Raw genomic sequence first — 19,564 nt, forward strand, 5'->3', positions numbered from 1 at the left:
TCGTCCGCCGCGGGCGACCCGACGCCGGTCCTCCTTGCGGGGGCCGGCGTCGTGGCACGGTCAGACCGGTTCGATCCGGACCGCCACCTCGACGGCGCCCCGGGCGGCCCGCACCGTCTCGGCCTCGACCTCGATCGACCGGGCGACCCGCTTCGTCGGGGCGGTGAACGGGCTGACGGTCAGCTCCAGCCGGCCGCCGGACTGCCTGACCCGCCAGGTGCCCGCGACGTCGCCGTCGACCAGCAGCGCGCCCGGGTTGCCGAGCACCCGCCAGAGCTCCCGCTGCCGGGCCCGGTCGGGGACCAGCAGGTCGCGATCCCGGGCCTGGAGGAACGGGTCGCCGGGCGGCAGCAGCCGGACCCCCTCGACCGGCTCCGCGTCACGGAGCGCGTCGAGGTGCTCCGCCGGCAGCCACGCCCTGCGACCGTCCACGCGTACCTCGGTCAGGCCCTCGGGCCACACGGCCCGCAGCTCGGTCGCGGTGGTGCCCAGGAAGCCGGCCACGTCGGCGGGGGCGGCCGGACCGAGCAGCCGCAGGTAGGTCAGGATCAGGGCGGTGGTGCCCGCCGCCTGCTCGGGCGGCGCCGGCCGAACCGCCAGCGGCGCCAGCCGGGCCGCCCGGCCGGACACCACCAGCCGTACGCCACCGGCGAGGCCGGCCTGCTGGAAGAGTGCGCCGGAGACGTGGCGTGCCCCGCACGGGCCGCACTCGTAGCTCAACTCGGGTGCGACGCGCGCGGTCACCGCACGGCTGACCTCGCCCTTCTCCGTCTCGGCGAGGACCACCTCCCGGAACGCCTCGGCGGTGGCCCGGAACGCCGCCCGTCCCAGCTCGGCGCCCGCGCGGATCTGGCCGGCGATCCGCCGGGTCGCGTCGGCGTCGCTCAACGGCCAGAGCGCGGCGGCCAGGGCCGGCAGGTCGGCCCGGCGGTGCAGGTGCGGCGCGCCCCGCACCGACCAGACCAGCTCCAGCCGGTCGTCGTCGAGGCCGTCCGCACCCCGGGCGGCCAGCGCCTGCCGGGCCGAGCCGTACGGCGTGTCCTGCACGCCGAGATCCAGCACGGCCAGGTCGGCCGGGCGCGACCCGGGCCGGTCGAGCTGCTGCCGGACCGCCCGGTGGGCGAGCACCCGCCGCCGGTCCACCTCTGCCGTCGCCATCCGCACCCCTCCCGTCCGGCACCGTACTGCGCCGGTACGACGCGTGCCGCGACGACTCACCCGATCCGGGCGAGGTTGACCGGCCGCCGGACGGGGACCCGGCCGAGGTACAGGGGAGGCGACGACGGGGAGAGGACCTGATGGTGGACGCGACCACGAGGTTCTTCGAGGACCTCGACCGGCGGGGGTACGAGCCCGTGCTGGCCAAGACCTCCGGGACACTCCGGTTCGACCTGCACGAGGGGGCGCACACCACCCACTGGCTGGTCGAGATCGACCGGGGCAGGGTCCGGGTCAGCCAGGAGGACCGCGAGGCGGACACCGTCATCGTGATCAGCCCGGCGCTGTTCGAGGAGATGGCCGCCGGCCGTGAGCACGGGCTCGCGGCGGTGCTGCGGGGCGACATGACCGTGACCGGTGACGCCCGGTTGGTGGTCCAGATCGAACGGATCTTCCCCGGGCCGCCGGACTCCAAGGGACCACGACGGCTCTTCCACGCGGAGGTGCACTGATGGGGCAGAGCAACACGATCCGGATCCTGGACGGCAACACCTTCGTCGTGTCGGAGGACACCGGCGACATCGAGGCCACCCCCAGCGAGCCGACCGGCCTGTTCTCCATCGACACCCGGTTCCTCTCCCGCTGGGTGCTGACCGTCAACGGTGAGCGCCTCAACTCCCTCTCCTACGACGACCTCCAGTACTACGAGGCCAGGTTCTTCCTCGTACCCGGGATGGCCACCCACTACGTCGACGCCAAGTTGTCGATCATCCGGGAGCGGACGGTCGGTGGGAGCTTCCGGGAACAGGTGACCATCCTCAACCACGACGAGCGGCCGGTGGACCTGGAGATCCGGATGGACGCCGGCTCGGACTTCGCCGACCTGTTCCAGGTCAAGGACGAGATCCTGAACAAGAAGGGCGAGATCTACGCCGAGGCGGGGCCGGACCGGCTGCGGCTGGGCTACCGGCGGGGCAGCTTCATCCGGGAGACGGTCATCTCGTCGTCCGAGTCGGCCCGGTACGACCGCAACGGCTTCTCGTACAGCGTGCACCTGGAGCCGAACGAGCAGTGGGAGACCCGCATCGACGTGCAGACCCACGCGATCGGCCCGGGCGGGCGCGACCTGCGGATGGGGCTGCGGGTGCACGGCACCGAACGGCTCGCCCTCCAGCACGACCTGGAGGAGTGGATCGCCAAGGCGCCCAAGGTGAACACCGAGCACGAGGATCTGGCGGCCACCTACCGGCGCAGCCTGGTGGACCTCGCCGCGCTGCGCTTCTCGCCGCTCTCCCTCGGCGGCCAGACGCTGCCCGCGGCCGGCCTGCCCTGGTTCATGACGATGTTCGGCCGGGACAGCATCCTGACCTGCCTCCAGGTGCTGCCCTTCGCGCCCGAGATGTCCAAGACCACGCTGCGGATCCTGGCCTCGCTGCAGGGCACCCGGTTCGACGACTTCCGGGACGAGGACCCGGGCCGGATCCTGCACGAGATGCGTTACGGCGAGACCGCCGCGTTCGAGGAACAGCCGCACTCGCCGTACTACGGTTCCGTCGACGCCACCCCGCTCTTCGTGATCCTGCTCGACGAGTACGAGAAGTGGAGCGGGGACGTCTCCCTGGTCCGGGAGTTGGAGCAGGAGTGCCGGGCCGCGCTGAAGTGGATCGACGACTACGCCGACCTGGTCGGCAACGGTTACATCTGGTACGAGCGGCGCAACACCGACACCGGCCTGGAGAACCAGTGCTGGAAGGACTCCTGGGACTCGATCTCGTACTCCGACGGGACGCTGCCGCCGTTCCCCCGGGCCACCTGCGAGGTGCAGGGGTACGCGTACGACGCGAAGGTGCGCGCCGCCCGGATGGCCCGGGAGTTCTGGGGCGACCCGGCGTACGCCGACCAGTTGGAGCGGGAGGCCGCGCAGCTGAAGGAACGCTTCAACCGGGACTGGTGGGTCGAGGACGGGGAGTACTACGCGCTGGCCCTGGATCCCGACGGCCGGCAGTGCGGCATCCTCAGCTCCAACGTCGGGCACCTGCTGTGGAGCGGCATCGTCGACCACGACCGGGCCGAGAAGATCGCCCATCATCTGGTCGGGCCACGGCTCTTCACCGGTTGGGGGGTGCGCACCCTCGCCGAGGGGGAGATCCGCTACAACCCGATCGGCTACCACAACGGCACGATCTGGCCGTTCGACAATTCCTTCATCGCCTGGGGTCTGCGCCGGTACGGCTTCACCGAGGAGGCCGCCACCATCGCCAACGGCATCCTGGACGCGGCCCGGTACTTCGACGGGCGGCTGCCGGAGGCGTTCGGCGGTTACCCCCGGGAGCAGACCAAGTTCCCGGTGGAGTACCCGACCGCGTGCAGCCCGCAGGCCTGGTCCACCGGCACCCCGCTGCTGCTGCTGCGGACCATGCTGGGGCTGGAGCCGCACGAGGGGCACCTGGCCGTGGAGCCGGTGCTGCCGGTGGGCATGGGACGCATCGAGGTGCTCGACATCCCGGGCCGGTGGGGCCGGGTGGACGCCTTCGCCCGGGGCCGGCTCGACCTGCACAAGCTCGCCGACTGACCGCCGGTCTGCTCCTCTGCTGGCCTCAGGGCTGGTGGGGGAGCAGGCAGAACTCGTTGCCCTCCGGGTCGGCGAAGACGGTCCAGCGCGGCAGTTCACGTACCACGGTGGCACCCGCCTCCAGCACGGCGGCACGCTCCTCGGCGTCGCCGACCAGGTCCAGGTGGATCCGGCCGGGTCGGGGCAGTTCGGTTCCGTCCCGCACCGGTGAGATCCAGACCTGGGGCCGGTGCCGGTGGTGCGGGTCGCGCAGCAGGACCGCCTCGCCCGGGGTGAGCGACCGGTCGGCCAGCCTCGCCTCGTCCTCCGGCGTCACGGGCAGGCCGGTGACCAGGCTCCAGAACGGCGCCAGCAGGTACGGGTCGCGACAGTGGATCACGATGGCGTGCAGCTCCGGCATGCGCCGACGGTATCCGCCGCGCCCCGCCCGGCGCGGGCGTTCGGCCCCTACGGGTGCGTAACCTACGCGGGGTAAAGTTACGGGATGCCGGAACTCGTGTACCCACCCGTGATCACCGCCGCCAAGACCATGTTCCGGGTCCTCGACCTGCGACTGACCGTCGAGGGCAGCCACCACGTCCCCCGTACCGGCGGGGCGGTGCTGGCCAGCAACCACGTCAGCTACCTGGACTTCATCTTCTGCGGTTTCGGGGCGCACGAGTCCCGCCGGCTGGTCCGCTTCATGGCCAAGCACGAGGTGTTCGCGCACAAGATCTCCGGTCCGCTGATGCGCGGCATGAAGCACATTCCGGTGAACCGCGCGGCAGGCGCCGGGTCGTACAACACGGCGGTGGACGCGCTGCGCCGCGGCGAGGTGGTGGGGGTCTTCCCCGAGGCGACGATCAGCCGGTCGTTGACCGTCAAGGAGCTCAAGAGCGGGGCCGCCCGGATGGCGCAGGCGGCGGAGGTGCCGCTGCTGCCGGTGGCGCTCTGGGGCACCCAGCGGATGTGGACCAAGGGCCGCCCGAAGGACCTGACCCGCCGGCACACCCCGATCACCATCCTGGTCGGCGAGCCGATGGACCCGGCCGACTACCCGGACGCCAACGCCATGACGGCCGAGCTGAAGATCCGGCTCTCCGCGCTGGTGGACCGCGCCCAGCAGGAGTACCCGGAGAAGCCCGCCGGCCCGGAGGACGCCTGGTGGCAGCCGGCGCACCTGGGCGGCACCGCCCCGACCCCCGCCGAGGCCATCGAGCTGGACCGGCGCGGACGCCGCACCGCCACCTCCTGACCCGTCCAAGGACGCCGCCCGCCGGCCACTCGTCCGGCGGGCGGCTCACTCGGGACCGCTCACTCGGCCCGGACGCCTCACCCGGGGGTATCGACCCGAGCCGGGGCCGCTCACCCGTCTGCGGCGGCCCCAGCCGTCAAGGATCACGGCCGGAACCGCAGCCGGTACGGTCCCCAGGTGCCCCGGCCGGGTGGTGTACGGACGCTACAGACTTGATCTCACAGATGAATCACCCCCGGCCCCCGCCGGTGCCGGTGCCGGTGCCGGTTGCCGGATGTGGGACACCGGTCTCCGGATGTGGGGGCCAGCCTCCGACGGACGCTGATCCAGATGTGCCATCAGGTCCGTAGCGTCCCGACGTCTCCACCGCTCCTCCGGGCGGTCGCCTCCCCGCCGGGTCCGGAGCGACCCCCGTCGGCAGGGCGAGCGGGTGATCGCCCCCGGCCGGGTCCGGCGTGCTCCGTCGGCGGGCGACCGGGCGGCCGGCCCCGGGCTGCCGGGCCCGGGCTGCCGGGCCCGGGTGCGATGGCCGGATCGTTCCGCATCCGGGCATGATGGTGCCTGCCGCCCCGGCGTCCACCCGGCCAGGATCTCTTCCATGAGCAGAGCAGCACTCGTCGTCATCGACGTCCAGGAGTCCTTCCGTCAGCGCCCGATCTGGGCCCACGGCTCCAACCCCGACATCGTCGGCCAGGTCGGCCGGCTGGTCGACGCCGCCCGCCGGCGCGACGACCTGGTCGTCTGGGTCCTGCACGCCGAGCCCGGCAGCGGGACGGTCTTCGACCCGGCCTCCGGACACGTGCGGCTGATCGACGGGCTGTCCGTCCGGCCCGGCGAGCCGACCCTGGTGAAGACCTCGCACAACGCCTTCACCACCACCAACCTCCAGCAGATCCTCACCGTGGCCGGCATCCGCGACCTGACCGTCTGCGGCATCCGGACCGAGCAGTGCGTCGAGACGACCACCCGGGTCGGCTGCGACCTCGGCTACCGGATGACCTTCGTGACCGACGCGACGGTGACCTTCCCGACCCCGCACCGGGACCTCCCCGCCGACGCGAGCCTGGCGGAGATCCTCGCCGACCCGCGCACCCTGTCGAACGAGCAGATGATCGCCCGCACCGAGTACGCGCTCGCCGGTCGGTTCGCCGTCGTACGTACCGTCGACGAGGTCACCGGCGTGGTGCCGGCCGGCGCGGGAGCCTGACCAGCGTGGCCCGGGTCGTCTTCCTGCTGGTGCCGCAGCTGCACCTGCTGGACCTCGCCGGCCCGGCGCAGGTCTTCTCCGCCGCCGCCGACCTCGGGTACGACTACCGGCTGCACTACGTCGCCGAGCGGGACGCGGTGCCGACCGTGCAGGGCGTACCGCTGGGAGCCGTCACCGAGTGGCCGGAGCTGGCCGTCGACGACCTGGTGGTCGTACCCGGCTGGCGGTACCGCGCGCACGGCCCGGCGGGGCCGGTCGGCCGGGACGACCTACGGCGCCTCGCCGACCACCACGCCCACGGCGGCACCGTGGCCAGCGTCTGTGCCGGCGCGTTCGCGCTCGGCCGGGCCGGCCTGCTCGCCGGCCGGCGCTGCACCACCCACCACGACCTCCAGGACCACCTGGCCCGCGTCTTCCCGACCGCCCGGGTCGTGCGCGACGTGCTCTACGTGGTGGACGACCGGGTGGTCACCTCCGCCGGCATCGCCAGCGGCATCGACGTGGCGCTGCACCTGGTGGCCACCCGGCACGGCCCGGCGGTGGCCGCCCGGATCGCCCGCACCCTCGTCGTCCACACCCGGCGCAACGGCCACGAACAGCAGGCCAGCGCGATGATGCGGTACCGGTCGCACCTGTCCGACGCGGCCCACCGGGTGCAGGACCTGATCGACAGCCGGTTCTCCGAGCCGCTGCCGCTGGCCGACCTGGCCGCCACCTGCGGGGTGGCCGAACGCACCCTCACCCGGCTGTTCCGCCGGGCCACCGGGCTCACCCCGCTCGGCTACCAGCAACTGCTCCGCCTCGAACGGGCCGAGCACCTGATCGGGCACGGCGCCACCGTCGAGTCCGCCGCCCGGGCGGTCGGCTTCACCGACGCGCGGATGCTGCGCCGGCTCCGCGCCCGCGGTCACCCACCGACCGCGTCCCACGCCGACGTGGCCGGCGTCCGGTAGTAGTCGTCGCGGGAGAGGAACTCCACCGGCAGCGAGCCGGGGAGCGCGACCCGGGACTGCCCGGCCAACGGCACCGGCCCGGCCCGGCGGACCAACTCGTCGTGCTCGGGCGGGGAGAGCTCCACCAGTTCCGGGCGGGTGATCCGGAACCGGGCCACCGACCGGCGGACCAGCCGGGCCAGCTCCACCACGGTGGGACCCGGCCCGGCGAGGGCCAGCGCCGGCTGCTGGATGGTGCGCAACGAGTCGCAGACCATCAGCATCTCCGGTTCGGACCCGCCCGGCACCGTGGTCGGCGACGGCAGCTCCAACCGGGACGGCCACTGCCAGCGGATCTGCCCACTGACCAGGCGGGACGGCCAGAGACCGCGCCGGTGCCGGGCGCTGCTCCGGCCGTCCCGCCCGGCGACCACGGACAGCTCCGCGCCGGCACAGACGTACGCCAACCGCCGGTCGGTGACCGTGACGGTGGCCGGCGCGGGCAGCACCCACTGCCGCCGGGTGCCGGTGGGGCTGAGCAGGCAGCCCGCCACCGACGCCCGGACCCGGCGGAGCACCTGCTCACCCGGCTCCGGGACGAGTTCGTCGTCGCGGTTCAGCATCGGCCGGCACTCGTCGTCCGGCGCGTCGAACCGGTGCGGTGCGATGAAGAAAGGGGTCGCGTCCTCGCGCATCGGCATCACCTCCGGGCGGTTGGTCCGTGCCTGATGAGCCTGGTCGAACCGGCCTTGTGCTGTCATGACACCCGTTAGGGGGTCGGCCGGTCGGCCGACGCCTGCGACCGGTAGATACCGATCTCCTCCGGTCGGACGAGTCCGTCCTCGATCGCGCGGGCCAACAGCGCCGCCTTGGTGGCCGCCGGTCGCCCCGCCCGGGTGTACTTGATCCGCGCCCGGTCGACGTACTGCTTGACGGTGTGCTCGCTGATCCGCATCCGGCGGGCCACCGACGCCTTCGACATCGACTGGAACCACAGCAGCAGCGCCTCGCGCTCCTTGTCGGACAGTGCCGGCCGGTCCGGCCGTGGGTCACCGACCATCGCCCCGGCCAGCGTCGGCGGCACGTACGGGCGGTCGCTGGCGGCGGCCAGCACGGTCGCCACACAGTGCTCCCGCCCCTCGTGCTTGGCCAGGAACGCCGCTGCCCCCGCGTCCAGCGCGGCCAGCATCGTCGCCGGATCGGTGTGTTCGGAGTAGACGACCACCCGGTGCCCGCCGGCGCTCAGCTCGGCCAGCTTGTCGATCACCATCCGCCCGTGCAGGCGCAGGTCCAGCAGGACCACGTCGGCCTCCGGGGCGGCCCGCAGCACCTCGTCCGGGTCGTCCCCGGTGGCCAGTACCCGCAGCCTCGGCTCGGTGTCCAGCCAGGCACGTACCCCGTCAATGACCACCGGGTGGTCGTCCACGATGGCCACCCCGACCGGCCGTTGCCCACTCACGTCCTGCGCCACCGGGTCTGCGTCCATCTGATCTCCCCGTCCCGCTCGTCCGTGTGCTCCACCTGGCCGTCGTCGGCCGGCACCCCGGTCGTCCCCGGGCCGGCCACCTCCGGGGTGACCAGGCTGACCGCCACCTCGTCCGGGCCGGCGACCACGGTCAGCCGGGCCCACCCCGACGCCTCCGCCAGCGCCGCGGTGGGCGGATCGACCAGCCGGCGGCGGACCTGAACCGGCAGCGGCGGGGGCGTGCCGACGGTGACCATCTCGATCGGCAGGCCGTTGCGTTCGGCCAGGTCCGCGGCGGCGCGCAGCTCGTGCAGCAGCGGATCCGGCACGTCGTCGGACTCGGCGATCAGCCGCCGCAGCCGGCCCGCCGCCAGCACGCAGCGGCGCTGCACCAGCGGGTCGGCCGGGTCGGCGCGCCCGTCGGCCAGCTCCGCCAGGACCGTTCCGGCGGCGCCGCCGGCCAGTGCGAGCCGCTCCCGCCGCTCCCGCCGGGCCCGCTCGGCCGCCTCCCGCTCGGCGGCCACCGCGAGGCCGGCCGCCGCCGCGTCGGCCCGGCTCCGGGCCAGCGTGGCGATCACCGCCGCGCCGGCGAAGACCGCCACCGGCAGCGACGACGTGCCGTAGACGTACATGGCGTACCGGGTCAGGTCGGCGGGGGCGGTCGCGTCGTGGCCGAGCAGCGCCGCCAGCGCGATCAGCGAGTGGGCGGCGAGCAGGGTGAGCAGCCATCCGATCCGCCGCCCCCAGGCCACCACCACGAAGAACCAGCCGAGGGTGCCCCACACCCAGTTGGCCGCGGTGAAGAGCTGCCCCGGGCCGGCCGCCACGAAGACCGCCGCGTCCACCACCAGCAGCACCACGACCAGGGGCAGCGTTGGCGGGAGGGCCCCGCGCAGCAGGCGGGCCCCGGCGTACCCACCGACCGCCGCGGTCACCAGCCAGCCGCCGGCCACCACCGCGGGCGCGGCCAGTTCGGCGCGGGCGCCGACGAGCGCCGGCAGCCCGATCGCCACGTGCCAGACCCCGGCGATGGCCACCGCCGCGATCCGGGCGCCCCGGTCGGAGGCCCGACCGACGTCCACCACCGGACCGTCGTCCGGCCGCGCCCGCGCCGGCCCCAGCGGAGGTACGACCACCGCGGCAGCGGTGTCGAGATCAGCGGACATGCGGCCATTCCAACCGGATCCGGGTGCCCCGGCCAGGGGCGGAGGTCACCTCTGCCCGCCCACCGACCTCGGTCACCCGGGCGCGGATCGACTCGCGCAGCCCGTACCGGTGGGCGGGGACGGTGGCCGGGTCGAACCCGGGGCCGTCGTCGACCACCTCGACCACCACGAGGTTCCCGGCCCGGGACAGGCGGAGGGTGACGGCCGCGCCGGGGGCGTGCCGCGCGACGTTCGCCAGCGCGGCGGCGGTGGCGTCGGCCAGCGCCGCCGCCACCTCTGCCGGCACGCCGCACGGGGCCAGCTCGACATGCGGCGACAACTCCGCCCGGGCCTCGACGACCGCCTGCAGCCGCTCGTCGAGCGCGACCGGGCCGGCGGCCGGTGCGCTGCCGTCTCCGACGAGCCCGACGAGGGTACGCAGGTCCGCCGCGGCCCGCCGCCGCAACGCGGGCGAGCCGTCCGGCACCGCGCCCAGCCCCACCATGGTCAGGGTGGCCAGCACCGTGTCGTGCAGGTCCCGGTTCTGCCGCCGCTCCGCCTCCCGGGCGGCGCGGGCGACCAGCGCGTCGCGGCGCAGCCGCTGGTAGTCGGCGAAGGCGCGGTCCGCCCGACCGATCCACCGGCGCATCACCCCGGTCATCAGCGCCGCCAGGCCGGTCTGCCCCAGCAGGGTCGCCGCGTGCGCGCCCGCCTCCGTCGGGTCGCCCGCCGCCCACGCCCCGGTGGCGTACCCCGCGGTGACGAGCAGGCCGGCCGGAACCGACCAGCGCGCCGGTGCGGTGGCCTGCGTGTTGATCACCGTGGTGCTGGCCAGCACCGCGATCCAGCTCCCCTCACCGGGCAGCACCTCCGGCGCGACCAGGGCGGGCATGAGCAGGCAGGCCGCCACGGTGAGCGCGAGATCCCCGGCGACCAGCCCGGTGCCGATCCCGACCCGGAAGGCCCGGACGGCGTAGAACACCGACCAGCCGGTGAGCAGCACGACGACCGTGACCAGCAGCCCGGTCCGTACCGGTGGGGTGCGCACCGCCAGGGCGGCCACCGCGCCGGCCAGTCCGCAGGTGAGCCGCAGCAGCGCCGGCAGAGTGGTGAAGATGAGGTGGAACGCGCCCCCGGCCGGCCGATCCGGCAGCGACGGCGGCGAGGTCGGAGCGGGTACGGCCGACATCGGGGGAGGCGTCCTTCGGGCAGCGGCCAGTCCAGGTCCGCGCGGCAGTGGATCGACGCAGGAGAATACCACGCGGACGGCGGCCATCGTGACCGACAGTGCACGTCACGACACCGGACGGTCGTCCGGCGCCCGACGTCTCCGACCGGTGTGACGCCTGCGCCGCTGCCGGCGCTGAGGGGCACGGAAGGTGTTGATCCGGAAGGCGCCCCGGATCGCACCGCTGCTCCGTCGCCCCCAGAACCGGAGAGGTCCATGCTCGAAACCGCCCTGGCGAAACTGCTCACCCTGAAGGCCGGCGCCACGGTGCTCGCCGTGACCGCCACCGGCGGGGTGGCGGTCGCCGCCGCGAACGGCGCCCTGCCCAACCCGCTGACCGAGGCCGGCGCGAAGCCGTCCGCGCACGCCACCGGCACCCCCGACGACAAGGAGGAGAAGACCGGCGCGACCGGCGCGAAGGGAACCCCGTCGCCGTCGCTGGTCGGTCTCTGCCGGGCGTACGTCGCCAAGGCCGCCGACAACCCCGGCAAGGCGTTGGAGAACCCCGCCTTCACCGTGCTCGTCACCACCGCCGGTGACAAGGAGAAGGTCGCCGCGTACTGCGACACGCTGCTCGCCACCGAGAAGGGCCGGCCCTCCGGCCGCCCCTCGACGCGTCCCTCGGTCACCCCGAGCCGGCCGGCCGGCAAGCCGGACGCCCGACCCGGCGCCCCGGAGACCCCGCGCGCCGAGAACCCGGGCGGCGGCCACCGGCCGAGCACACCACCCACCAACTGAACTCCGACGCCGGGCGGGGCACCTCCCCACACTCCCCCTCGCCCCGCCCCGGCGTCGGCCAGGCCGCGTCGCCTCGGACGGCACCCACCCCCCTCGGGTCGACCGAACGACGCGTGCCGACCCTGTGCCCCTACGGGCACGCCGGGGCGGCGGCCGGTCCCGCGGCCGCCGCCCCGCTGACCTCTCAGCCGGTGCGGTGGCGGAGCCACTCCAGCGCGGCCTCGCTGCCGTTCAGGACCGAGATGTGCCCGTCCTGCGGACCCAACCGCAGCTCCGCCGACGGACAGCGGCGGGCCAGCCAGGCGCTGTGCGCCGCCGGCACCAGCCGGTCCCGCTCCCCGTGCAGCAGCAGCACCGGCACGGTGACCTGGGCCGGGTCGAAGCCCCACGGCGTGACGTAGGCGATGTCGTCGTCGACCAGCCCGCCCGGGCCACCCTGCACGGCCGGACCGACCACACTCTCCAGCCAGGACCACGGCCCCCGCAGCGCGGCCAGGTCGGCGGGGGTGAACTCCGGGTCGTACTCGACGCCGGAGGTCTCGTACCGCTCCTTGGCCTCGCGCCCCTCGACGGCCGCCCGCAGCGACGCCACCCCCGAGGCGGTCATGCCGGCGAACCAGTCCAACCCCTCGGCGTCGTACGGCGCCGGACCCGCCCCGCCCACCACCGCGAGCACCCGGTCCGGCAACAGCGCCGCGCAGGCCAGGGCGTGCGGCGCGCCGCCGGAGTGGCCCATCGTGGCGAACCGTGCGATGCCCAGCGCGTCGGCGACCCGGGCGGTGAACTCCGCCGCCGAGGCCACGTCCCGCCCCGGGCGGCGGGTCGACCCGCCGTAGCCGGGCCGGTCGTACGACACCCAGCGCAGACCCAGCCGGTCGGCGGCGGCGAAGAGCGGCGCCGGTGGGGCGCCGACGTTCGGCGTGCCGTGGTGCCAGAAGACGGCGAGCCGGTCGCCGGCGTCGTCGCCGGAGTCGTAGACGTGCAGGGTGTCCCCGCCCGGCAGCGCGAGCTCGGTCTCCGTCACCATGCGGCCGAGCCTAGGTCGCGGCACCGACAGTCCGGCCGAGCCCGTCACTCCTCCGGCCAGCCCACCGGGTTGCTGACCGACTCCCGGGAGATGCCCGAGCCCGTGTCGGGCCAGTCGCCGAAGCGCTCGGAGTGCAGGTGCGCGAAGAAGTAGCACATCTGCTCGCAGTCGGCGTCCAGCACGGCCATCGCCGGGTCGGCGCGCACCGCCTCGTAGAACTCGCGGCCGAGGGCGACGATCCACCCCCGGCAGTAGAGGAACCCGTCGTCGGAGCCGTCGGTCACGTCGTGGACGTCCTGCCGGTCGATGTCGTACAGCTTCCGCTCCACCACCCGGTCGAGGTCGGTCAGCTCGCGGCTCGACAGGTCGGCACAGAGGGCGCGGAGACGGGCGAGGAACGGGTCCAGCCAGGCGTCCAGGGCGTACGGGTCGACGTCGTCGGCCTCCGGGTCGCGGGTGGCCACGGCCCGGCGCAGCGCCACCGGCTCCGGCCCGAGCGACGCCCAGGCCGCCTCCACCAGGGCCCAGAACCGGGCCTCGTCCTCCACCGTCGGCACCCGCGTCAAGTCAGCAGTCTCGGTCACGCGGCGGAGGGTAGCGAGCCGGACCGACACCGGAGCCGGCCGGGAGTCGGGCCTTCCGCACGTATCTCCCGGCCAGCGATGACGCCGCCCCCGCCACGAGGCGAGACTGAGACGTGCGGCCGTCCTTCATCGACGCCGGGCCCGTCACGCTCGCGGCCTTCCACCCCCAGCGCACCGGCCCCTGTCGGACCTCGTCGGTAGCCTCCCGCGCACTAGTCCATCGGCGTCGGAGCCACCGGATGTGCGGCGTCTCCCGGACGGCTCCGACACAAGCCAGGAGGATCGTGTGATCAAGCCCCCGTCGAACATGGTGACCTGGTTCCAACTTCCAGCGGACGACACGCGCCGCGCTTGGGGCTTCTACGGAAGGGTCTTCGGCTGGAGCCCGGAGAGCGCTTATGCGGGAGCAACTCAGGCGGGCGCCATCAATGGCGAGATCGCAGAGCGTGGCGCAGACCTGCCGCATCCCCGACTTGTGATTCGGGTCGACGACCTGGATGAGAGTCTGCGAAGGATCAAGGAAGCCGGCGGGAGAGTGCTGGTCGACCGTACCGAAATCCCCACCATCGGTATGGTCTACGCCACGTTCATCGATACCGAGGGCAACAGCGTGAATGTCGTCTCCGATCTATGAGGACCGCCTTCTCTCGCCTGAACTGCTGATGCAGGGATCTACAAGCCCTCGCGCGTGAGATGCGCGAGGAGCTCGGTGTTCACATCGTGGCGGAGTCCGCTTCACGGTTGGGCGACTTGCATGCCGGCAGTGGTGAGGACGCCGTTCACGTGGGCGTCTGGCACATCGGAGACTGGGTCGGCTCTCCCACCAACCGTGCACCTGACGAGCATGACGACATCGCATGGGTCGGGATCAGCGAGTTGGGCAGCCTTCCCCTCGTGCATGACGACCTGGCGGCATTGGTTGGTTCTCTGCCCGAGCCTGACCGGCTGCCTCGTCGCGACGAAGCACGGACAGCCGCATCGCCGAGCGGTCCGGAGAGATGCACCCAGACAGATCGCCTCTCGGCAACCGAGGAGTACGCGGCATGAGCGGCAAGCGGCGTCGGTCCCACGGCGAGGGATCGGTCTTCAAGTACCGGGACGGCTTCGCGGCGGTGCTCGAAATCGGCTGGGGTGAGGTCAAGCGGTCGCGGAAGTGGGTCTACGGCAAGACGGAGCGGGAAGTGCTCGACAGGCTGGTCGACCTGTGCACCGTAACGCCGCCAAGTCGGTCCGTCCGCCTGTGATGAGGCAGGTCGAGCGGCGCGCCCTGGGCGTGGGTGAAGCCAAGCGGTTGCTCGATGTGCTGCAAGGTCACCGCCTGGAAGCGCTGTACGTCTGCGGGCCGCCGTGGACGAGGCCGCAAAGCACCAATTCGGCTGACTCGGCTGTACGAGAGCCTGGTGATCGACGGGCCCGGGCGCGTAAAGCCGCTGACCTGTGGTGGGGAGGGTGCGCCCGGCAGGATTCGAACCTGCGGCCTTGGGATTAGAAGTCCCCTGCTCTATCCGCTGAGCTACGGGCGCGCAACATGCAACTCGCGCCAAGAGGGTACCGCCGCACCCCCGCCCGGCGGGGGAACGGGTGGCCGTCCCGGCACGGTGATCAGCGTCGCACGCCTCCGCCGCCGTGGTCACCAGGGTTCCGCGCCGGACCTCACCCGCCCCGTACCCTCGGTGCCGTGCTGCTGGAACCGGATGCCGAGAACGACGTCGCCTACGAGCTGTGCCAGTTGCTCGGGCGGGCGATCCTGCCGATCCGCCCGGCCGGCGACGGCCCGGCCGGCACCGCGTTCCTCTTCCGCCATCCGGCCGGGGAGTACCTGCTCACGGCGGCGGACGTGCTGGCGTACGCCGAGGTCGCGGAGATCGGGTTGCGGCCGAGCGTGACCGAGCCGGCAGGGGTGGCCGCCGACACGCTGGCCCTGCCCGGCCCGTGGTGGGCACACCGGCCGGAAGGCGGGGTGGCGGTCCTGCCCACCGACAGGCTCCACGACCGGGCGGCGCGGGAGGGCTGGCGCTGGCGTACCCAGTCGGTGCCGGACGCGATCGCGGCCGGCGCGGACGACGTGGGCCGGATGGGCGCGGAGCCGGTCTCGGCGATCGTGCTCGCGCTCGGTGTCCGCGACGACGGATCACGGCCGCTGGAGGTGGCGGTCGAGCGGGTGGTCCGCGCGGGTGACGGGCTGCGGCTCACCGGCGAGCTGCCGGCCGGCTACGTCGGCGCGCCGGTCTTCGGCGTCCGGGCCGACGCGGCGGGCGAGGTCGGGCTGCGCTGCTGGGGTGTGGTGCTGCCCGGCGAGGGCGGCCACCCGGTGGCCGCCCTCGACCGGATCGTCACGGGCCTGGGCTGACTCACCCGCCCTGGGCCGCTGTGGCGGGCTCGTCCGCGTCGGCCGGGGAGCGGCTGCCGGGCACCGTCGCGGGCGAGGTCGGGTCGGCCTCTGTCGGGCCCGCGCCGAGGAACGCCTCGGCCCACCGGCCGACCTCGGCGAAGACCTGCTCGCGTACGGCGGGGCCGGAGAGCGTCAGGTCGTGCATGCCGCCGTCGAAGCGGGCCAGGGTGACGTGCCGGCCGAGCCGGGGCGCCCAGCGGACCATGTGCTCGACGTCGAGCACGGCGTCGGCGAGGGCCGCCGAGTCGTGCCACTTCGTGCCCTTGAAGCTCCGGGTCGAGCAGGCCAGCAGCACCGGCACGGGGATGTCCAGCCCGGCGCGCAGCTGCCGCTGGGCGGAGCGGATCGCGCGCAGCCAGCCGGCCCGGACGGGGAACCCGGCCAGCGGCTTCCAGGTCAGGTCGTACGTCCACTCGCCGCGGTGCTCGGCGTGCAGGCTCTCGCCGTACACGGTGCCCAGGCCGAAGGGGAGGACCCGGTGCGGCGCGCGGCGGCCCAGGCGGGAGACGGCGGCCGCGAGGGGGCGACGGACCATCCAGGGGGCGTTGATGTCGAAGAAGGGGCTGTTCAGGAAGAGCCCGTCGACCAGGCCGGCGTCGCGTCGGGCGTGCGCCCAGAGCGAGATGATCAGGCCGCCGGTGGAGTGGCCCATGGCGAGTACGGTGTCGTGGCCGTCGTCCTCGCGGATGATCTTCGCGGCGGCGTCCAGCTCGGTAAAGTAGTCGCTCAGGTCGCGGCAGAAGTTCGGGGTCTGGTGCGCCAGCAGGCTACGGCCGTACTTGCGCAGGTCGAGGGCGTAGAAGTCCCACCCGCGCTCGGCGAAGAAGTCGGCCAGGTGGGTCTGGAAGAAGTAGTCGACGTAGCCGTGCACGTAGAGCACGGCCCGCCGGGTCGGGCGGTCGGCACGCCGCCGCACCAGGGTGGCGACCACCGCACCCTCGTCGTCGGTGCCCAGGTCGATCGTCTGCCGCTCGTACGGCGGCCCCAGCACGTCCGGTTCCACGAGGGCGACGGTACGCCCGGAAGCTACCGGGCGGTAGCCCCCGGTCCGCCCCCGCCCGCCCGAACCGGACGAACGGGGACGAACCGGTGTGCCGCTCAGGCCGTCTCGGCGTCGACCCGGTCGAGGGCGGCGGCGGGGTCGGCCGCCTGCCCGGGACCGGGCTGCCCGATCTCCCGAATGTGCTTGTTGTGCCGGGGCTCCTGCTTCGTCTTCGCGTCGTTGAGCCGTCGGCGCAGGTCGTCACGGGCGTCGTTCAGCGCCGCGCGCAGGTCCTCCTCGCCGGAGGTGGTCACGATCTTCTGTCGGCCGGCGATCCAGCACTCCAGCGTGACCTTCTGCCCCCGCGCCTCCCGGTCCTTGACCGACACCTCCAGCTCGGTGGCGTCGGCGTGGAACGCGGCCAGCCGCGCGTCCAGGGTCGCGAACTGCTCCACGATCCAGTTCCGGTCGCCCTGGGAGAAGCCGGCGCCGACGCGCAGGCACTCGGCGACGGTCGCCGGGTTGGTCACCGCGCTCATCGCCGCACCTCCCGCTCGGTACGGACGGAGCCGGTCGTACGCGGGCTGAGAATCATCTCGCTGACCTTTCTCATCTGACCTCGTGCCGTGCGGCGCTCGGTCGACGTGCCGTGGTGGCCGTGGTGGTGGCCGCCTCTGGTTGATCAACTCCTTACCCAGTCGGGATCCTCCTCACTCCCGGTGATCCCGTACCTCGATCCTGGTCGCCCCCGACGCCACCACCCAGGGCCGGTCGGCCCTAGCAGATCAGGACCTTGATCAGGTTTTTGTCCACAGGCGGATCCGTCGTCCACAGGGCGGCCGTGCGCTGCTGCGCCCGGACCCGCGTACCGGCCAGGCTCGGCGGCGAGTCGACTCACCACGGCAGGCCCTGGACCCCTGGGAGGGGACGATGTTCGATACGTACGTGACGATTGTCGGTAATGTTCTGACAGCTCCGGAGTGGCGGCGTACCACGCAGAGCAACACCCTGGTCGCCAACTTCAAGGTCGCCTCGACCGCCCGCCGTCTCGACCGGGACAGCGGCCGGTGGGTGGACGGCAACAGCCTCCGCGTCCGGGTCAACTGCTGGCGCAAGCTGGCCGAGGGGGTGGCCGCCTCGGTGATGGTCGGCGACCCGGTGGTGGTGGCCGGCCGCCTCTACACCCGCGACTGGACCGACGACGCGGGCAACCACCGCACCCTCTACGAACTGGAGGCGATCGCGGTCGGGCACGACCTGTCCCGAGGCCGGGCCCGCTTCCTGCGCAACCGCCCCACCATGACGACCAGCGCCGTGGAGGACGCCGAGGCGGCCGTCCGGGTGCACGGCGAGCCGACGGAGCCGGTGCCGCACGGACAGGCCCCCACCTCACCGGAGGACCGGCCGTTCGACGAGGACTTCGAGTTCGCCGGGTTCGCCGTGCCGCACGCCGGCCACGGGCTGCCCGACGGTCCCGGCTCGCCCGGCGACGACCTGCCCGGCGGCGTCGGCGTCCCGGCCGGCGACGAGCTGACGGGCTCCGGCTTCGACGGCACGGTCGACCCGTTCGACGACGAGGACGACCGGGCCCTCGACGACGACCTCGCCCCGGAGCCGGGCGACCGGTCAGCCGACGGCGCCGACGTGCAGCAGCCGGGCGAGCTCGACCCGGCGTCGACGGATGCCGCCATCGGCCGGTCCGGCCGAGGGCGACGCACCCGGGGTCGGGCGCCGGTGCCGGCCTGAGCCGGTGACCGGAGCCCGGTGACGTGCGCGGTCGTGGCACCGGCGATCCGGGGCGGGCGACGCGGGACGGGGGGCGGGGTGGCGACGGCGACGTGGCCACCCCGCGTACGGCTAGGCTGGCCGGCCGGAGGTGGTGACAGGTGCGTCAGGCGACCGCCGCGGCGAACGCGACCGGACTGCTGGTGGGGTACGCCCTGGACAGCCTGCTCGGTGACCCCGCCCGATGGCACCCGGTGGCCGGGTTCGGTCGCGCCGCCGGTGCCCTGGAGCGGCGGATCCATCGCCCCGACCACGCCGCCGGTGCGGCCTTCACCGCGCTCGCGGTGGGTGCCCCGGTGCTGCTCGGCGCAGCCGCCGCCGTGGCCACCCGACGTCGCCCGCTGGCCCGCGCCCTGCTGATGGCGGCCGGCACCTGGACAGTGCTCGGCGGACGTACGCTGCGCCGCGAGGCCGGGCTGATGGGGGCGGCCCTGCGGGGCGGCGACCTGCCCGCGGCACGCGGCCGGCTGGGCAACCTCTGCGGCCGGGACCCGTCCGCCCTCGACGAGCCCGAGCTGGCCCGGGCCACCGTCGAGTCGGTCGCCGAGAACACCTCCGACGCCGTCGTGGCGCCCCTGCTCTGGGGAGCGGTCGCCGGCCTGCCCGGCCTGCTCGGCTACCGGGCGGCCAACACCCTCGACGCCATGGTCGGCCACCGTTCCCCCCGGTACGCCCGCTTCGGCACCCCCTCGGCCCGCCTCGACGACCTGCTCAACCTGGCGCCCGCTCGGCTGACCGGCCTGCTCACCATCGCCGTGGCCCCGGTCGCCCACGGCGACCGGAGTCGGGCCTGGCGCGTCTGGCGACGGGACCGCAACGACCACCCCAGCCCGAACGCCGGTCAGTGCGAGGCGGCCATGGCCGGCGCCCTCGGCGTCCGGCTCGGCGGGCGCAACGTCTACTTCGGCCGTTCTGAGGTGCGCCCGTTCCTCGGTGACGGGCCCCGGCCCGAAGCGCGGCACCTGAAGCGGGCCGCCCGGATCTCCGGCGCGGTCGGCCTCGCCGCACTCGGCATCGCGGCGGCCTGGCCGCTCACCGGGGGCAGGCTGGTGGGCGTCGTGGGCCGACGCGGAGCGGCCGTCCTCGCCGCCACCGTCGCCTCCGCCCTCGGCGGC

General features: G+C 74.1%; 20 protein-coding genes, 1 tRNA gene and 2 pseudogenes. 12 read left to right on the top strand and 11 right to left on the bottom strand.

Annotated elements, in window-relative coordinates:
* Window positions 1-60: 60 nt before the first annotated feature.
* Window positions 61-1,158: a DNA glycosylase AlkZ-like family protein gene (locus ACPFP2_RS17470; RefSeq protein WP_424090235.1), complete on the bottom strand. Its 1,098-nt coding sequence runs from the start codon at window positions 1,156-1,158 to the stop codon at window positions 61-63.
* Window positions 1,159-1,298: 140 nt separating this feature from the next.
* Between ACPFP2_RS17470 and ACPFP2_RS17475 the strand changes: the two genes are divergently transcribed.
* Window positions 1,299-1,670: an SCP2 sterol-binding domain-containing protein gene (locus ACPFP2_RS17475; protein ID WP_424090236.1), complete on the top strand. Its 372-nt coding sequence runs from the start codon at window positions 1,299-1,301 to the stop codon at window positions 1,668-1,670.
* Entirely contained in the window at window positions 1,670-3,730 is a 2,061-nt protein-coding gene (locus ACPFP2_RS17480) for a glycogen debranching N-terminal domain-containing protein (protein WP_424090237.1), read from the top strand. Before ACPFP2_RS17475 ends, ACPFP2_RS17480 begins: the two co-directional genes overlap by 1 nt.
* 25 nt (window positions 3,731-3,755) lie before the next feature.
* On the opposite strand, the gene ACPFP2_RS17485 is transcribed toward ACPFP2_RS17480, so the two are convergent.
* Window positions 3,756-4,130: a VOC family protein gene (locus ACPFP2_RS17485; protein ID WP_424090238.1), complete on the bottom strand. Its 375-nt coding sequence runs from the start codon at window positions 4,128-4,130 to the stop codon at window positions 3,756-3,758.
* Window positions 4,131-4,214: 84 nt separating this feature from the next.
* On the opposite strand from ACPFP2_RS17485, the gene ACPFP2_RS17490 reads away from it, so the two are divergent.
* The 3 genes from ACPFP2_RS17490 (at window position 4,215) to ACPFP2_RS17500 (ending at window position 7,124) form a co-directional block, all read left to right on the top strand.
* The gene (locus ACPFP2_RS17490; protein ID WP_424090239.1) at window positions 4,215-4,964 is read left to right on the top strand and encodes a lysophospholipid acyltransferase family protein; all 750 of its coding nucleotides are present in this window, start codon (window positions 4,215-4,217) and stop codon (window positions 4,962-4,964) included.
* A 598-nt stretch (window positions 4,965-5,562) separates the two neighbouring features.
* On the top strand, window positions 5,563-6,171 hold the full coding sequence (locus ACPFP2_RS17495) for an isochorismatase family protein (protein ID WP_424090240.1): 609 nt from the start codon (window positions 5,563-5,565) through the stop codon (window positions 6,169-6,171).
* Window positions 6,172-6,176: 5 nt separating this feature from the next.
* On the top strand, window positions 6,177-7,124 hold the full coding sequence (locus tag ACPFP2_RS17500; RefSeq protein ID WP_424090241.1) for a GlxA family transcriptional regulator: 948 nt from the start codon (window positions 6,177-6,179) through the stop codon (window positions 7,122-7,124).
* Here ACPFP2_RS17500 and ACPFP2_RS17505 read toward each other — a convergent pair.
* The 4 genes from ACPFP2_RS17505 to ACPFP2_RS17520 form a co-directional block, all read right to left on the bottom strand.
* Window positions 7,079-7,798: a hypothetical protein gene (locus ACPFP2_RS17505; protein ID WP_424090242.1), complete on the bottom strand. Its 720-nt coding sequence runs from the start codon at window positions 7,796-7,798 to the stop codon at window positions 7,079-7,081. The genes ACPFP2_RS17500 and ACPFP2_RS17505 overlap by 46 nt on opposite strands.
* A gap of 74 nt (window positions 7,799-7,872) precedes the next feature.
* Window positions 7,873-8,589, bottom strand: coding sequence for a response regulator transcription factor (locus tag ACPFP2_RS17510; RefSeq protein ID WP_424090243.1), 717 nt, complete (start codon window positions 8,587-8,589; stop codon window positions 7,873-7,875).
* Window positions 8,559-9,734, bottom strand: a complete 1,176-nt coding sequence (locus ACPFP2_RS17515; protein ID WP_424090244.1) for a hypothetical protein — start codon at window positions 9,732-9,734, stop codon at window positions 8,559-8,561. Before ACPFP2_RS17515 ends, ACPFP2_RS17510 begins: the two co-directional genes overlap by 31 nt.
* Entirely contained in the window at window positions 9,724-10,902 is a 1,179-nt protein-coding gene (locus ACPFP2_RS17520) for a sensor histidine kinase (protein WP_424090245.1), read from the bottom strand. Before ACPFP2_RS17520 ends, ACPFP2_RS17515 begins: the two co-directional genes overlap by 11 nt.
* Before the next feature lie 255 nt (window positions 10,903-11,157).
* On the opposite strand from ACPFP2_RS17520, the gene ACPFP2_RS17525 reads away from it, so the two are divergent.
* Window positions 11,158-11,679 (top strand): hypothetical protein, encoded by a 522-nt coding sequence (locus tag ACPFP2_RS17525; protein WP_424090246.1) that lies wholly within the window; start codon window positions 11,158-11,160, stop codon window positions 11,677-11,679.
* A 184-nt stretch (window positions 11,680-11,863) separates the two neighbouring features.
* On the opposite strand, the gene ACPFP2_RS17530 is transcribed toward ACPFP2_RS17525, so the two are convergent.
* Both ACPFP2_RS17530 and ACPFP2_RS17535 read right to left on the bottom strand, forming a co-directional pair.
* Window positions 11,864-12,706 (bottom strand): alpha/beta fold hydrolase, encoded by an 843-nt coding sequence (locus tag ACPFP2_RS17530; protein ID WP_424090247.1) that lies wholly within the window; start codon window positions 12,704-12,706, stop codon window positions 11,864-11,866.
* 44 nt (window positions 12,707-12,750) lie between these two features.
* A complete protein-coding gene (locus ACPFP2_RS17535; protein ID WP_424090248.1) occupies window positions 12,751-13,290 on the bottom strand; it encodes a DUF4240 domain-containing protein in 540 nt (179 codons plus the stop codon).
* A gap of 286 nt (window positions 13,291-13,576) precedes the next feature.
* Here ACPFP2_RS17535 and ACPFP2_RS17540 point away from each other — a divergent pair, with 286 nt between their 5' ends.
* The 3 genes and pseudogenes from ACPFP2_RS17540 (at window position 13,577) to ACPFP2_RS17550 (ending at window position 14,534) form a co-directional block, all read left to right on the top strand.
* The gene (locus ACPFP2_RS17540; protein ID WP_424090249.1) at window positions 13,577-13,924 is read left to right on the top strand and encodes a VOC family protein; all 348 of its coding nucleotides are present in this window, start codon (window positions 13,577-13,579) and stop codon (window positions 13,922-13,924) included.
* A 53-nt stretch (window positions 13,925-13,977) separates the two neighbouring features.
* A pseudogene (locus tag ACPFP2_RS17545) lies at window positions 13,978-14,337 on the top strand (NUDIX domain-containing protein); the annotation flags it as partial.
* Window positions 14,334-14,534 carry a hypothetical protein gene (locus tag ACPFP2_RS17550; protein ID WP_424090250.1) on the top strand — a complete coding sequence of 67 codons (201 nt, stop codon included), beginning with the start codon at window positions 14,334-14,336 and terminating at the stop codon, window positions 14,532-14,534. The pseudogene ACPFP2_RS17545 and the gene ACPFP2_RS17550, both read left to right, overlap by 4 nt.
* Window positions 14,535-14,740: 206 nt before the next feature.
* On the opposite strand, the gene ACPFP2_RS17555 is transcribed toward ACPFP2_RS17550, so the two are convergent.
* A tRNA-Arg gene (locus tag ACPFP2_RS17555) sits at window positions 14,741-14,813 on the bottom strand.
* 155 nt (window positions 14,814-14,968) lie between these two features.
* Here ACPFP2_RS17555 and ACPFP2_RS17560 point away from each other — a divergent pair.
* Window positions 14,969-15,640 (top strand): hypothetical protein, encoded by a 672-nt coding sequence (locus ACPFP2_RS17560; protein WP_424090251.1) that lies wholly within the window; start codon window positions 14,969-14,971, stop codon window positions 15,638-15,640.
* 1 nt (window position 15,641) lies between these two features.
* On the opposite strand, the gene ACPFP2_RS17565 is transcribed toward ACPFP2_RS17560, so the two are convergent.
* Complete coding sequence (locus tag ACPFP2_RS17565) at window positions 15,642-16,685, bottom strand: alpha/beta hydrolase (protein WP_424090252.1); 1,044 nt, start codon at window positions 16,683-16,685, stop codon at window positions 15,642-15,644.
* 95 nt (window positions 16,686-16,780) lie between these two features.
* On the bottom strand, window positions 16,781-17,203 hold the full coding sequence (locus ACPFP2_RS17570; protein ID WP_424090253.1) for an HPF/RaiA family ribosome-associated protein: 423 nt from the start codon (window positions 17,201-17,203) through the stop codon (window positions 16,781-16,783).
* Between the two features lie 391 nt (window positions 17,204-17,594).
* On the opposite strand from ACPFP2_RS17570, the gene ACPFP2_RS17575 reads away from it, so the two are divergent.
* Both ACPFP2_RS17575 and ACPFP2_RS17580 read left to right on the top strand, forming a co-directional pair.
* Window positions 17,595-18,410 (top strand): single-stranded DNA-binding protein, encoded by an 816-nt coding sequence (locus ACPFP2_RS17575; protein WP_424090254.1) that lies wholly within the window; start codon window positions 17,595-17,597, stop codon window positions 18,408-18,410.
* Between the two features lie 140 nt (window positions 18,411-18,550).
* Window positions 18,551-19,519, top strand: a pseudogene (locus tag ACPFP2_RS17580) (cobalamin biosynthesis protein); the annotation flags it as partial.
* Between the last annotated feature and the right edge of the window lie 45 nt (window positions 19,520-19,564).

Origin of the sequence: Micromonospora citrea, assembly GCF_049629545.1 — a bacterium.
Lineage (GTDB): Bacteria > Actinomycetota > Actinomycetes > Mycobacteriales > Micromonosporaceae > Micromonospora > Micromonospora citrea_A.